At 30.9% G+C, this 15,581-nt stretch carries 12 protein-coding genes; all 12 read left to right on the plus strand.

Translation table 11 applies throughout. The features are described from left to right. Window positions 1-85 precede the first annotated feature (85 nt). Window positions 86-5,626 (plus strand): discoidin domain-containing protein, encoded by a 5,541-nt coding sequence (locus B5F09_RS01540; protein ID WP_087370850.1) that lies wholly within the window; start codon window positions 86-88, stop codon window positions 5,624-5,626. Window positions 5,627-5,781: 155 nt separating this feature from the next. Further along, on the plus strand, window positions 5,782-6,858 hold the full coding sequence (ftsW, locus tag B5F09_RS01545; protein ID WP_087370853.1) for a putative lipid II flippase FtsW: 1,077 nt from the start codon (window positions 5,782-5,784) through the stop codon (window positions 6,856-6,858). Window positions 6,859-6,885: 27 nt separating this feature from the next. Continuing rightward, entirely contained in the window at window positions 6,886-7,962 is a 1,077-nt protein-coding gene (gene murG, locus B5F09_RS01550; protein ID WP_087370856.1) for an undecaprenyldiphospho-muramoylpentapeptide beta-N-acetylglucosaminyltransferase, read from the plus strand. Between the two features lie 9 nt (window positions 7,963-7,971). Beyond that, window positions 7,972-8,886, plus strand: coding sequence for a UDP-N-acetylmuramate dehydrogenase (gene murB, locus B5F09_RS01555; RefSeq protein ID WP_087370859.1), 915 nt, complete (start codon window positions 7,972-7,974; stop codon window positions 8,884-8,886). A 3-nt stretch (window positions 8,887-8,889) separates the two neighbouring features. Further along, on the plus strand, window positions 8,890-9,654 hold the full coding sequence (locus B5F09_RS01560) for a cell division protein FtsQ/DivIB (RefSeq protein WP_087370863.1): 765 nt from the start codon (window positions 8,890-8,892) through the stop codon (window positions 9,652-9,654). 86 nt (window positions 9,655-9,740) lie between these two features. Further along, a complete protein-coding gene (gene ftsA / locus B5F09_RS01565; protein ID WP_087370864.1) occupies window positions 9,741-11,000 on the plus strand; it encodes a cell division protein FtsA in 1,260 nt (419 codons plus the stop codon). 24 nt (window positions 11,001-11,024) lie between these two features. Beyond that, window positions 11,025-12,125, plus strand: a complete 1,101-nt coding sequence (ftsZ, locus tag B5F09_RS01570) for a cell division protein FtsZ (RefSeq protein WP_087370867.1) — start codon at window positions 11,025-11,027, stop codon at window positions 12,123-12,125. Between the two features lie 45 nt (window positions 12,126-12,170). Further along, a complete protein-coding gene (proC, locus tag B5F09_RS01575) occupies window positions 12,171-12,947 on the plus strand; it encodes a pyrroline-5-carboxylate reductase (RefSeq protein WP_087370870.1) in 777 nt (258 codons plus the stop codon). A 103-nt stretch (window positions 12,948-13,050) separates the two neighbouring features. Beyond that, complete coding sequence (locus B5F09_RS01580; protein ID WP_087370873.1) at window positions 13,051-13,788, plus strand: sigma-E processing peptidase SpoIIGA; 738 nt, start codon at window positions 13,051-13,053, stop codon at window positions 13,786-13,788. Beyond that, the gene (gene sigE, locus B5F09_RS01585) at window positions 13,788-14,483 is read left to right on the plus strand and encodes an RNA polymerase sporulation sigma factor SigE (RefSeq protein WP_087299452.1); all 696 of its coding nucleotides are present in this window, start codon (window positions 13,788-13,790) and stop codon (window positions 14,481-14,483) included. Before B5F09_RS01580 ends, sigE begins: the two co-directional genes overlap by 1 nt. Window positions 14,484-14,531: 48 nt before the next feature. Then, on the plus strand, window positions 14,532-15,308 hold the full coding sequence (locus B5F09_RS01590; protein ID WP_087299454.1) for a SigB/SigF/SigG family RNA polymerase sigma factor: 777 nt from the start codon (window positions 14,532-14,534) through the stop codon (window positions 15,306-15,308). A gap of 24 nt (window positions 15,309-15,332) precedes the next feature. Next, window positions 15,333-15,572: a YlmC/YmxH family sporulation protein gene (locus B5F09_RS01595; protein WP_087299456.1), complete on the plus strand. Its 240-nt coding sequence runs from the start codon at window positions 15,333-15,335 to the stop codon at window positions 15,570-15,572. Window positions 15,573-15,581: the final 9 nt, after the last annotated feature.

The raw sequence follows: 15,581 nt of genomic DNA on the forward strand, positions 1-15,581 counted from the left end.
CAAGTAATTGAGCGTTGAAATTCAAGCTATATGAATAAATAATAATAATTGTAGTAAGCGTTTTCAATGTAAGGAGGGTAGAAAAATGATAAAAAAGGCATTGAAAATAACATTGTCATTGATCATGTCTTTAGGGTTAGCGTTAAGTTCTTTGCATGTAACTTATGCAAGTGAAAATGATTTTGCAGTCATTAAAACAAGACTAAAAGATTACTTTTTAACCCAAGATACGATTGATGATGGTGCTAAAGTAGAAACATGTTATGTTTCGAAAGCTGAAGATTATCTTAAATTGATCCAGGAAGATGGATCGTTTGATGATGTTGATTATGATGCAACGACAAGCGCTGCTAATGGAGTTGCCTGGTCACCATATTTAGCGTTAGATCGTCTTCAGGCTATTGCAATAGCTTACCATCAAGAAGGAAATTCTCTTTATCACGATGAAGAAGTTATTGATAAGTTGAATCAAGCGATTATATATTGGGGCCAAGAAGATCCCTCATCAACAAACTGGTGGGAAAATCAGATTGGGGTTCAATTAAGATTTTCTAGAATTGCTTTATTCATGGAAGATATCATCAGTGATGATGCTTTTGATATTTTACTGGAAAAACTTTTAGAAAAAACACCAGAAAAATATGGAACCGGTCAAAATAACTTATGGTTTGATCAAAATTACGTTTATTATGCAATTATCACTGAAAATGGAACTAAACATACTGATTCTAGCGGTTTTAAAAAGCTGGATTTAAAAGAATTGGTAGATGATTATTTAAGTTATTGTTTAGTTGTCCAGAGGGATGATAATACTGCTGAAGCTGTACAGGTTGACAATAGTTTCTATATGCATGGAAGACAGTTTTACTCTAATGGCTATGGAATGTCAATGTTTAGAGATATGAGTTTCTGGATTTATATGCTAAGAGAAACAGAATATGCTTTTAGTCAGGATGTTATTGATTTAATGGCTGATTATATGATTGATGGTACTAGCTGGACCATTAGAGGCGATATCATGGAACTTTATCTTGGTTATCGTCCATATGATTATGATGTTGGTTATGAAAATTATGCATCCGAATATATTGAACCATTAAAAAGAATGATTGCATCAGATCCTGAACATAGTAATGAATATCAAAATATTCTTGATAATATCCAAGGAAAAGATACATCAAATGGTAAAAATGGTAACTATTATATGTGGCGTTCTGGTTATGCTTCACATATGAGAGATGATTATGGTGTCAATATCAAAATGGACTCTGATCAAATTATTGGTGGTGAATGGCGTGGCAGCTGGAGTGGTTATGAAGAAGATGGCGGACAATTAATATACTGGACATCTTCGGCAGCATCTACTATTAGTGTTGATGGTGATGAATATACTAATGTTTATCCAACATATGACTGGTCACACTGCCCGGGAACAACAACTGCTGCAAGAATAGTTCAAGATTATTCTAATTCAGGACGTTTTACTAATGGAACAGAACATACTATTGGAGTTTCTAATGGTAATTATGGAGCTACTGCTTATGATATGGATAAAAAAGGAACTCAAGTGAAGAAGGGGTATTTCTTCTTTGATGATGAGTTTGTTGCTTTAGGATCTGGTATTAGTTCTACTGAAAATGTAAATATCCATACAACTTTAAACCAATGTGAAGCAAATGATGTTAATGTTGGTGGCCAAACTGTAAGTGAAGGAACTAAGGAACAAGTCTACAATACTAATTGGTTATATAATGATAAAGTTGGTTATGTATTTTTAGATAATACTGATGTAGTTGTAAGTAACAGTACCCAAATGGATAATCCATCATTATGGGATGAAGAGAAAAAAGCTGAAACACCAGCTACATTTACAGCTTATTTAGATCATGGTTTAAAACCAAATGATGAAAGCTATGCTTATATTGTTTTACCAAATACTGATGCAAGCAGTGTAAGTGATTATGCTACAGATATTCCAATTACAGTTGTTGCCAACAATGAAGATGTTCAAGCAGTTAGACATGGTGGTTTAAAACAAACTCAAATTAATTTCTATAAAGCTGGTATATTAGAATATAAACCAGGTTATACAATTTCTGTTGATTATCCTTGCAGTGTTATTATTGATGAAAGTGATGATACAAGAAAAATTTCATTAGCAGTTAATGATACTAGTGATAATCAAGTTGTACAAGTAACTTTAAATTATGATGGTCAAGAAACAAAAACAACTTTTGTTTCAGGGGCTCTACCATATGCTGGTCAAACAATCACTTTAAATGAAACAGCTGATAATCGTTATCAAGCTTCATCTAGTGAAGAAAATCATGACATCACAATGGCTTTCGACGGTGATGAAAGTACATATTTTAAAACTGAAGATTTAGAAGATGAATGGATTAGCATGTTTACTAGCAGTAATCAGCATCTAGCTTCAATGGAAATTATTTGGGGTGAAAATTATGCTAGTGCATATGATGTTTTAGTTTCTAAAGATGGTAAAGAATATGAATTGTTGACATCGATAAGTAACGGTGATGGTGGCAGTGACATCGTTGAATTAGGCGGTGTTTATCCATACGTTAAAATCGTAATGAAAGAAGGCGTTGGTGATTGTTTTGAAATTAAAGAAATAACTTTCAAAACTAGTGATTCACTTGCCCTTAATAAAGAAGTAGAAGTAAGCGGTACTTCTACAAATGATCCGGGTAATGTTAAAGAAAATGCTGTGGATGGCAATACTGCTACAAGATGGAGTTCTTTAAGAAATGAAGATGATAACTGGATCATTGTTGATTTAGGTCAATATGCAAAAATTAATGCTTTAACTATCCAATGGGAAGCAGCATGTTCTGATGATTATGAAATCCAGGTTTCTAACGATAAAAATAATTGGGTTTCTGTCGAAGAAGGTTTAGCTACAGAAGATGATTTATTAGATGAGTATAATTTTGATGAACCAGTTTATGGTCGTTATGTTAAAATCCATTCTCATAAATCAACGCAATTGAAGTATGGTATTAGTATTTATGAAATTTCTGTTTATGGAAGTTATGAAGAAGAAGATATAGCAGCCAATAAAAATGTTTTCTCTAGTACTATCAAAGATTTAAATTTACCAACAAATGCTGTTGATAATAAAGCTAATACTTCTTGGATTTCTAATGGGGCAAATGAACAGTGGATTTATGTAGAATTAAAAGGAACATATAAAATTTCTGATATGCATCTAGACTGGGGCAATGATTATGCTATTAATTATGAAGTTCAAATCTCTAATGATGCTAAAACATGGCAAACGATCAAAACAATTACTGATGGTCAAGGCGGTCAAGAAGATATTTTAGATTTAGGTGATCATGAGGCTAAATATGTTCGTTTAAAACTTAATAAATCAAGTGGATCAGCATATCAATTGGTACAGTGGTCTATTTATGGTGATTTAGTTGCAGCAGAAAACTTACAAAATATTGCTTTAAATAAAACGGCCACAGCATCTTCTGTTTATAACAACGTTTATGAAGCAAGTAGAGCAATAGATGGAAGTTTTGAAAATAATGGTGGTAATGATCAATCAAGATGGGTTTCTAACCGTAATTCTGATGATGAATATATTCAAATTGATTTACAAGCAAGCTATGACTTAACAGGTGTGAAACTTTATTGGGAAGGTAATGGTGCTAAACAATATCAGATCTTAGTATCTGATGATGGTAGTCAGTGGCAAGAAGTTCATTTAGAAGAAAATGGACAACCAGGAATTGATTATATTGAATTTGCAGATACAGTCACTGGTCGTTATGTTAAGATGCAAGGAATTGAATGTGCATCAAAATATGGTTATTCATTATGGGAATTTGAAGTATATGGCACATTACATGAAGAACCAATCGAACCAGAAGAAAATATTGCATTAAATAAAACTTCTTATGCCAGCAGTGAATTTACTGATCCTAATGATGGTAATAAAACATATGAGTCTTCATTAGCTTTTGATGGTAAAGGTACAAATGAAACAGTTGATGGAAAACAATCACGTTGGGTATCTTTAAGAACTAAAGAAGACCCTAGTGCAACATCACAATGGATTTATGTGGATTTAAATGATGTCTATAACATTTCAAAAGTTGTATTAAACTGGGAAGGAAACGGAGCTAAAGAATATAAGGTTCAAGTTTCTAATGACGGTGAAGAATGGATCGATATCAGTCATGTAAGTGATGGTGATGGTGGTATTGATGAATTTAGTTATGAAGATGTTACAGCAAGATATGTAAGAATGTTAGGAATTGAACCTGGTAGTATCTATGGTTATTCATTATGGGAATTTGAGGTTTATGGTACTGCAGTATTAGAACCAGAAGATCCAAATACCAATCTTGCTTTAAATAAAGATTCAAAAGCTAGTTCACAATATACAGATAGTAAAGATGGTAATAAAACATATGAATCTTCATTAGCTTTTGATGGTAAAGGAACAAATGAAACAGTTGATGGAAAACAATCACGCTGGGTATCAAATAGAGAGTCTAATGATGAATGGATTTATGTGGATTTAAATGATGTCTATAACATTTCAAAAGTTGTACTAAACTGGGAAGGAAATGGAGCTAAAGAATATAAAATTCAAGTTTCTAATGACGGTGAAGAATGGATCGATATTAGTCATGTAAGTGATGGCGATGGCGGTATTGATGAATTTAGTTATGAAGATGTTACAGCAAGATATGTAAGAATGCTAGGAATTGAAGTTGGTAGCAAATATGGCTACTCATTATGGGAATTTGAAGTTTATGGAACTGGTTTTAAATCAAATCTGTTAGAAGCTTATGAAAAATATAAAGATATTGATGTTTCATTATATACTCCTGGTAGTGTAGCTACATATCAAGATGCATTAAATAATGCAATTAAAGTTTATAATGATGAAACTGCAGTATATCAAGATTATATAAATGCAATTGAACAGTTAGAAAACAGTGTTGCAAATCTAGTTGAAATAGCTGATAAAACTGATTTGAAAAATGCAATTGATACGGCTAATAGCAAGTTAGATCCTGATAAATATACACCTCAATCAATTACAGTGCTTGGCGAAGCTTTACAAAAAGCAACTGAAGTATTTAATGATGCTAATGCTACTAAACAACAAGTTGACGAAGCAATTAATCAATTAAATCAAGCTATCAATCAATTAGTTGAAAAAGCAGATAAACTAAATTTAACTACTTTATATAATAAAGCTTGTCAGCTAGATAAAGATAAATATACATCAGATTCTTATGCTAAAGTTGCTGAATTAATAAAGAAAGCAGAAGCGATTATTGATGATGATAACGCAACACAAGAACAAGTAAATGAAATTTACGAACAATTGCAACAAGCAATTGATCAGCTTGTAATTATTGACAGTGAGGATGACAATAGTGATAATGAATCAAATGATCCAGGAGTAACTCCATTACCAAATGATCCGGTTAATGATAATAGTAGTAACAATACTTCAAATAATACTCAAGCAGTAAAAACTGATGATGCAGTAGCTATTTTACCAATATTAATTGGTCTACTTATTTCAGGAGCTGGATATTGGATCTTTAAAAGAAGTGCGTTATTAAAAAAATAATTTAAAACTAAATATAAGATAAGCCAAATTATTTTGATAGTTTGGCTTATTTTTTTATCGATATTAAGATACTAGAATAGAAACGATGATATTAAAATGATAACTATTTTTACATTTATAGAAAATCAGTTCATATACTTATAATGGTGGTAAGTGTGAAAAGAAAAAGAGTTGTGATTATTGTAATAACAATTGTCTTAATTGGACTAATGATGGTTTATAGTGCCTCTAATATTTGGGCTGGTTATAAATATAATGATTCTTTGTATTATATAAAAAGACAAATTATTTTTGCTGTTATTGGGATAATCTTAATGTTTGTTGTTTCCAAAATTGATTATCATATTTATCAAAAATATACTAATAAGTTTTTGATTGGAACCTTTTTGTTGATGATATTAGTATTGATTCCAGGAATTGGTTCTGTTCGTGGTGGTTCTAGATCGTGGTTTAATTTGGGAATTATTTCTTTGCAGCCTTCGGAATTGTTTAAGATTGCAATAATTATTTATGGTGCTAACTATATCAGTAATCATTATCATGAATTAAAGAAATTAAAGGCTAGTTTTAAATTATTGTTTATTTTATTTCTAGGATTTGGTTTAATTATGCTGCAGCCAGATTTTGGTAGTGGGGTAGTTATGGTTTGTTCAATTATTGTTATGTTGATTGTTAGCCCGTTTCCGTTTAAATATTTTGTGATGTTAGGAATTATTGGGGTAATTGGGATTATTATAATGATTATTTCGGCACCATATCGTTTACAAAGAATCGTGGCTTTTTTAAATCCTTTTGCTGATCCTTTAGGCAGCGGATTTCAAATAATTCAATCTTTATATGCAATTGCTCCTGGAGGTATTTTAGGAGTTGGGTATAATAATAGTATTCAAAAGCATTTTTATTTACCTGAGCCCCAAACTGATTTTATTTTTGCTATTTTTTTAGAAGAGTTTGGTTTAATAGGAGGAATTGTATTAGTTGGTTTATATGGTTATTTGTTTATAACGGTATTTAACCAGGCTATACGAGTAAAAGATTTATTTGGTAGTTTTTTAATGATTGGTATTATTTCCATGATTGGGATTCAGACATTGATTAATCTAGGTGTTGTCGTAGGATTATTTCCGGTTACAGGTGTAACGTTGCCGTTAATGTCATATGGCGGGTCGTCGCTTACGATAACATTAATTGCGATGGGAATTGTTTTAAATATTTCAAAATCAACTTTTTAATGGTATACTACTACTAGAGGTGAGAAGATGAGAGTAATCGTTGGAGCTGGAGGAACAGGAGGTCATTTATATCCTGCTTTAGCTTTAGTTGAATATATAAAAGAAGTAGAACCAGATAGTCAGTTTTTATTTGTGGGGACAAAAGATCGTTTAGAATCTGAAGTAGTCCCTCAAATGGGATATGATTATATTGGGTTAAATGTAAGGGGATTAGTTGGTAATCCAATCAAGAAAGGTATTGCAGCATTGATTTTTGTAAAATCAATTTTTTCTGCTAAAAAAATAGTTAAAAACTTTAAACCAGATATTGTAATTGGTTTTGGTGGCTATCCTAGTGCCAGCATCGTTGAAGCAGCTGCAAGACTAGGTTATAAAACGATGATTCATGAACAAAATTCAATTATCGGTTTAACGAATAAGATCTTAGTAAAAAATGTTGATCGAATTGTATGTTGTTATGATAAAGCATATGAATCTTTTCCTAAAGAAAAGACATATAAATTAGGTAATCCACGAGCTAGTGTGATTGCTAAAATTGAACCAAAAGATATTTTCAAAAAATATGATTTAGATCCTAATAAACCATTAGTAACAATTGTCATGGGTTCTTTGGGTTCAAAATCAGTTAACGAAAAGATGATAGAATCACTAAAGGCTTTTGAAAATAAAGACTATCAAGTATTATATGTTACTGGAAAACCATATTATCAGCAAATGGAAGAACAGTTAGGTAAACTTAATGACAACATTAAACTGGTTCCATATATTGATGATATGCCTTCAGTGTTGAAAAATACAACTTTAGTTGTTTCTAGAGCTGGGGCATCAACATTAGCGGAAATTACTGCTGTTGGTATTCCTTCTATCTTGATTCCTAGCCCTTATGTTGTGGCTAATCATCAAGAATATAATGCTCGTGAGTTAGCGGATAATGATGCCGCAATGATGATTTTAGAAGCTGATTTAAATAGTAAAGATTTTGTAAATAAAGTAGATGAGATTATTAATAATCAGATTTTACAGGAAAGTATGAAGAAAAATGCCGTGGCATTAGGTAAGCCTAATGCTTGTCAGGATATTTATCAATTAATTAAAGAAATGTAGGAGATAGAAATGGAATTTTCTCAAATAAAAAAGGACTTAGAAGCTATGGATGTCGGGGCTATGATTGAAGATGAACCGATGTACAAACATACTACTTATAAAGTTGGGGGACCAGCGCGGATTTATTTAAAAGTAAAAGATACTGAAAGTTTGATAAAAACAATTGAATATTGCAATGAAAATCAAGTACAATATAAGGTAATCGGCCGTGGTTCGAACTTATTATTTTCTGATAAAGAATATGAAGGAATTATTATTTCTTTAAATGAATGTTTCACAAAGATAAGTGTTAATGGCTGTATTGTTAAAGCCCAATCTGGGGTGTTGATGATTAATTTGGCTTATCAAGCTGCTAAGATTGGTTTAAGCGGTTTTGAATTCATGGGTGGAATTCCTGGTGCAATTGGTGGGGGAATCTACATGAATGCCGGAGCTTATAAATATGATATAGCTAGTGTTGTTAAAAGTGTTACATTGTTGAATGAAAAACATCAAGTAGTAACATATACTAAAGAACAAATGGAATTTTCATATCGTCATTCAATTTGTCAAGATAATCATCAATTAGTGGTTTTAGAAGCGGAGTTTGAATTAACTTCTAAAGATCCAAATGAAATTAAAGCGGTTTTAGATAAACGTAAAGAAAGAAGAATGGCAACACAGCCATGGAATATGCCTAGTGCTGGCAGTGTGTTTAGAAATCCTGAACAAAAAGCCGCATGGCAATATATCGATGAATGTGGTTTAAGAGGATATGAAATTGGAGGAGCTCAGGTTTCTCCAAAACATTCAAATTTTATTGTAAACAATGGTTATGCTAGTGCTAAAGATATTTATGATTTAATTATGCTAGTACAAGATAAAGTTTATGAAAAGTTTAATGTAAGATTAAAACGCGAAGTAGAATTAGTTAATTGGGAGTAGATTATGGCAAAACAAAAGCAGCGAATAATTTATAATAACTATGATCACGAACAAGTAAAAGCTTATTATCGAAAAAAACAAGAGAAAAAGAAGAAGAGAAAACGTCGAATTTTAGCTTTAGGCTTGATCGTTGTTTTAATCGTGGCTTTTTTTATTAGTGATTTTAGTAAGATTCAAACGATTACAGTTACTGGTAATGAAAAAGTAAGTACTGAAGAAATTATCGCTGCTTCTAAAATCAAGGTACATGAAGATTTTACTTTTTTTGCTGATTTAAGTGAGGCTAAAGAAGCAATTGAAGATACTTCATTAATTAAAAGTGCCACTGTTTCTAAAAATCTTTTTGGGGATGTAACAATAAAAGTTGTTGAAGCAGATCCAATAGGACAAGCAACGATCAATGGTGTTTTACATGTTATAAGTCAAACTGGACGAGTAATTAAAGATGAAACTGGTTCGTTGGTAAATTTTGTTCAAAGATGTCCGCAAATTAGTGGTTTCGATGAAGAACGCTTTGAAGAGTTTTCTAGTGAGTTTGCTAAACTACCAACTCAAGTAATAAATCAGATTTCTGATGTTCGTTATGCACCAGAAAATTTAGTAGATACTCGTTGTGAATTTATTATGGATGATGGTAAGATTTTATATGTTTTATATGATGATATGGCTAGTCAGTTAGCTGATGATAATTACTCTTTGATCATGGAACGTTTCCCAAATCAAAAATATTATGATTTTTGTGGAAAATATGTTTATGCTTATAATTAATTTTTTGCTATGGGGCGCTTAAAGGAGTTTAAAAATTACTTGTTTTATGCTAATATTGTATATATACAAAGAAAAGGGGATACGTGATGAAAGATATTTACGCTGTTTTAGATATCGGAAGTGCAACACTGAAGTTTTTAGTTGCCGAAATAAGTAGCATTAATGTAAATATCCTTTTTGTTAAGACCGTTGCTAGTCACGGTGTTAAAAAAGGAATCATTGAAGATGATCGTATCTTAGCCAAAGATATAAAAAAGTTAATTGAAGAAGCGGAACAATTCCTGGAAACAAAAATTACCAGTGTCGCTTTGACAATTCCAACTATAAAAGCAAAATTGTATCAAAGTGATAGTAGTATTAGCCTATCAGAAAATGGTTCAAAGATTGCTAGTGATGATATTGTTAGGGTTTTAAAACTATCTTCTAAATTTAAACGTTCTAAAGATGAAGAAGTAGTTTCAATAATCCCAGTTCGCTATCATAGTGATAAAGGAGCAACAACAGAAGCTCCATTAGGTGAAATGTCACGAAATTTAATCGTTGATTCACTAATTATTACAACTAGTAAAGAATTATTATATCCATATATTTCAGTAGTAGAAAAATGTGGTATTGAAGTACTCGATATTACAATTAATGCTTATGCTTGTGCAAATGAAGCTTTTGATGCAGTGTATTTACAAGAAGGTGCTTTATTAATAGACATGGGTTATAAGACAACAACAGTGTCTTTTTATAAAAATGGTTATTTGCAATATTTAACAGTTGTTCAAGTAGGTGGTTATGACTTTACTAGAAAAGTAGCTCAAAATATGCAAATATCTATGAATCAGGCAGAAGCTTATAAAGTTAAATATGGTTCTTTAGATGTTACTAAAGGACAAAATGATATTATTCATACTACATATTCTAAAGATGGTAATCGTGATTATACGCAACAAGATCTTGCTGACTTGTTGAATGAAACGGCGTATGAAGTAATGAATAAAATTAAAGAAAAAATTTCTGTTATTGAAGATATTAATAAATATGAAGCTTTAATTGTTGGAGGCGGTGGCGAATTAGAAATGCTGGATGATATTGCCAGTAAGGTTTTAGATTGTTCGGTTCGTTTATATCGACCAGATACAATTGGGGCTAGAGATATGTCATTAGTAGGTGCCATTGGAATGGTATATTATTTAATGGAAAGAAAGAATATTATTGGTGCATATAAGCCATCGTTAGTGTTACCAGATATTTCTAACACTATGGCAATTCGCTTTAAAGGACTAACAAAATCAGCACCAAAAAACCAAGGAAAAAAAGTATCTAAACTATTAGATTCATTTTTTAGTGAAGATTAATATAAAAAGAGAGGAAATGTTGACATGAGTGAAGAATTAGGATTTGAACAAGTAGCACGAATTAAAGTAATTGGTATTGGTGGTGGCGGAAATAACGCTGTTAACCGCATGGTAGAAGAAGGCGTTGAAGGTGTTGAATTCTATGTCGCAAATACTGATTTACAAGTGTTACGACGTTCACCAGTTGAAAATAAAATTGAATTAGGTCGTGATTTAACTAAAGGATTAGGAGCAGGTGGTGATCCTGAAAAAGGGAAAAAAGCTGCTTTAGAATCTGAAAATGAAATTCGTCAAGTATTAGAAGGTGCTGACATGGTATTTATTGCTGCCGGTATGGGTGGTGGAACTGGAACTGGAGCAGCCCCAGTATTTGCTAAAATTGCTCGTGAATTAGGAGCTTTGACAGTAGGGGTTATTACTAAACCATTTACTTTTGAAGGAATGCGTCGTAAGAAACAAGCAATTGCCGGAATTGAAGAATTACGTGCTAATGTAGACTCTATTATTACGGTATCTAATGACCGTTTATTACAATTAATTGGTGGTCGTCCAATGCAGGAAGCTTTTAGAGAAGCTGATAATGTATTACGTCAAGGGGTTCAAACAATCACTGACTTAATTGCTATACCAGCATTTATTAACCTTGACTTTGCCGATGTTTCTGCGGTTATGAAAAATCGTGGTAATGCTTTAATTGGTATCGGTATGTCTTCAGGTGATGATAAAGCTAAAGAAGCTGCTAAGCGAGCTATTTCTTCACCATTATTAGAAGTATCTGTTGCTGGGGCTAAAGATGCTATTATTAACGTAACAGGTGGACCAAATATTTCTTTATTTGATGCCAATATCGCATTAGAAACTATTTCTCAAGAAGTGGGAAATGATATTAATACATATTTAGGAATTGCTATTAATGAAAACTTAGATGATGAAATCATCGTTACAATTATCGCTACTGGTTTTGAAGATGATAATGCTGATGAATTTGATCCTCGTAGCAATGTATTAAAAAAACGTAGTGATGAAGATGTAGTGCCTTTATCTGCTCGTTTTAACGAAGATGAAGAAGATGATGATGAAGATGGAGATTTTCCACCTGCATTTATAAAAAATAGAAGAATCTAATAAGCTAACAAACGTTAGCTTATTTTTTAAATAGGAGGAAATGTGATGAAAAAAATAGGATTTATTGGAATGGGAAATATGGCTAGTGCAATAGCTGGAGGAATTATCAAAAGCGGTTTTATAAGTGGTGACTTGGTTTATGCTTTTGATATCGATAATTCTAAATTAGATGCTGTTAATAAAACTTATGGTATTAATGGTTGTACTAGTGAACAGGAATTAGTTAATCAGGTAGACATTGTCATTATGGCTGTTAAACCAAATATTGTTGAAAGTGTTATTAATAAAATCAAAGAAAATTTGCATAATAAAGCTATGATTTCAATTGTTGCTGGATATAATAATGATCGCTATAATGAATTATTATTGCCATCTTCAAGACACTTAACAGTAATGCCTAATACACCAGCATTAGTTTTAAAAGGAATGACATTATTAGAAAAAGAAAATTCATTGAGTGATGAAGAATTTACTTTTGCTAAAGAAATGTTTTCAAGTATTGGTCAAATTGCTATATTACCATCATATCAAATGCAAGCTGGTGGTAGCATTAGTGGTTGTGGTCCAGCTTTTGTCTATATGTTTATTGAAGCGATGGCTGATGGTGGTGTTAGTTTAGGACTGCCAAGAGATGTGGCTTATCAATTAGCTAGCCAAACATTAATCGGTTCTGGAACGATGCAACAGGAAACAAATTTACACCCGGGTGTTTTAAAAGATCAAGTTTGCTCACCTGGTGGTATTACGATCAAAGGGGTTGAAACTTTAGAAGAAAATGGTTTTCGAAATGCAGTGATCAAAGCTATTAAAATATCTAAATAACGGAGTATTTGCTCCGTTTTTTTTGTTTTTATATGCTTTTTATATTCACCTTTCTTGACATATTTTTGCTTGTTTGTTTGCTATGATAGTTAGGGGTGAAAATATGGAGGTATATATCGAACTGACTTATTTAGTGAATTTCATGTTAATTTTATTAGCGGTAGAAATGATGGCTATTTTACTAAATAAAGAATTATCTTATCGAATTGTTTTGAAGCATAGTTTTTATTTAAGTAGTGTTATTTTTTTATTGTATTTTGATTATTATGGCTGGTTGATTTTATTTATCTGGGCCATAATATTTGTATTTTTATACCACAAACAGGTTTTTTTGTATTATCCAGTTTTTATTTTTGTTTATTTTTCATTAGTTTATTTTTGCAGTTCAATTATCAAAGATGCCTTTATTTATAATGGTATTTTGATAACACCGATTGATGCTGGAGCGATTGGTTTATTGATCGTTGCTATGTTTACTGTTTTAATGCAAATATTGTTTATTATCTATTTAAAAAGAAAAGTACGAATTAATGAGTATTTGTATGATTTAGAAATTATGTATCAAAATCATAAGTATTTGATTAAAGGTTTTTTAGATAGTGGTAATGAAGTATATTATCAGGGATTTCCTTTGATTTTGATTAATCAAGAGATAATTGGGAAATATCAAACAATTGATGTTATTAATTTAGATGATTTAAGAAATGATGAAATTGAAGTTATTAAATTAGATTATTTGCTGGTTAATCATCAAAAGTTACAAGATATTTATGCTGGGATGATTGCTAATATTCAATATGATTGTCTTTTAAATAAAGTGCTAATGGGGGGAATATTATAATGATTAAATTTATTTTAAAATTAATCAATAAAACAAAATATCTTTATTATGTTGGCCGTCACGATATATTACCGCCGCCATTAAAAGGAAGAGAAGAAAAAGAAGCTTTAGAAAGATTAATGAAAGGTGATAGCAAAGCTCGTGATTTATTGATTGAACATAATTTACGACTAGTTGTTTATGTAGCTAAAAGATATGATACTAGTCAAAATGGTGGTATTGAGGATTTAATTAGTATTGGAACAATAGGTTTAGTTAAAGCAATCAACACATTTAAACCTGATAAAAATATAAAATTAGCGACTTATGCATCGAGGTGTATTGAAAATGAAATTTTAATGTTTTTAAGAAAGAATAATAAGTTACGTCATGAAATTTCATTAGATGAGCCTTTAAATATTGACTATGATGGTAATGAATTATTATTATCTGATATCATTGGTACTGATGAAGATTTAGTAAAAAATGAATTGGAACAAAATGATCAAAAAGCAATGTTTTATGAAGCGTTTAAGGATTTATCAAAGCGAGAAAAAGAGATTTTAATGTTTAGATATGGTTTAATGAATTATGACGAATTAACACAAAAAGATGTTGCTAAAATGATGGGCATATCACAGTCATATATTTCTAGATTAGAGAAAAAAATTATAAAAAAATTAAGAAATAAATTAAATTATAATGAAATAAAATAAGTATAATTTTGTCATATTTGCTAAAAATAAGTTTGAAAGAAGGCAAATATGAGTAATTTTCAAATTATTTTAAATGGTTATCATGAACCAGAAAGAAAACTTTCAACTAAAGAAACTTATCGTTTGATAGATAAATATCAAGCGACTAAAGATCCTAAAATTAAAGAACAACTAGTAAATGACAATATGAAATTAGTATTATCAATGACTAAACGTTTCTATGGACGGGTTGATAATGGAGAAGATTTATTTCAAGTAGGTATTGTAGGATTAATAAAAGCGATTGAAAACTTTAATACCAGTTATCAGCTGCAGTTTTCAACTTATGCTGTTCCATTGATCGTTGGTGAGATGAAACGATATTTACGCGATAACCACCAAATTAAGATTTCTCGTTCTATTAGAGATGTAGCTTATAAAGTATTGAAAATCAAAGATAAATATTTAGCTAAATTACAACGAGAACCAACTATTAATGAACTAGCCAAGGAATTATCAATTAAACCTAATGAAGTTGTTGAAGCTTTGTTATCTACTAATACTATTTCTTCTTTACAAGAAGAGGTAAAAAATGATGATGGTAATAATTTAAAAGTGATTGATTCTTTAAAAGATGAAAAAACAGATGTATCAAGAACTAAACAAAATATTGATTTATATGATGCAATAGATCATTTAAGTCCTAAAGAAAATAAGATTATTAAACAGCGCTATTTTGAGGGGTTATCGCAAAGTGAAATTGCTAAAGAATTATTTATTTCTCAAGCGCAGGTATCTCGAATCGAAAAAAAGGCGCTTAATAATCTACATAATTACCTTAAATAATGCATATATTTTAATGGTGATTTAATGAGATTTGTCAAACTACAGTCAAAGGATGTTGTAAATGTTGTAAATGGTTGTAAAATTGGGTTTATTAGTGATATTGAAATTGACTGGTGTACTAGAACAATTCAAGCAATCGTTGTTGAAAAAAGCAGCTTTTTAAAATTGCTTTGCTTTTTTAAAGAAGCTCCTTGTATTGTTATTCCCATTGAATGTGTAGTTAGTATTGGTGGCGATGTTATTTTAGTTACAATAGACCAGTAAAAAATGCTC

The organism is Erysipelatoclostridium sp. An173 (assembly GCF_002160495.1).
Taxonomy (GTDB): domain Bacteria; phylum Bacillota_I; class Bacilli_A; order Erysipelotrichales; family Coprobacillaceae; genus Thomasclavelia; species Thomasclavelia merdavium.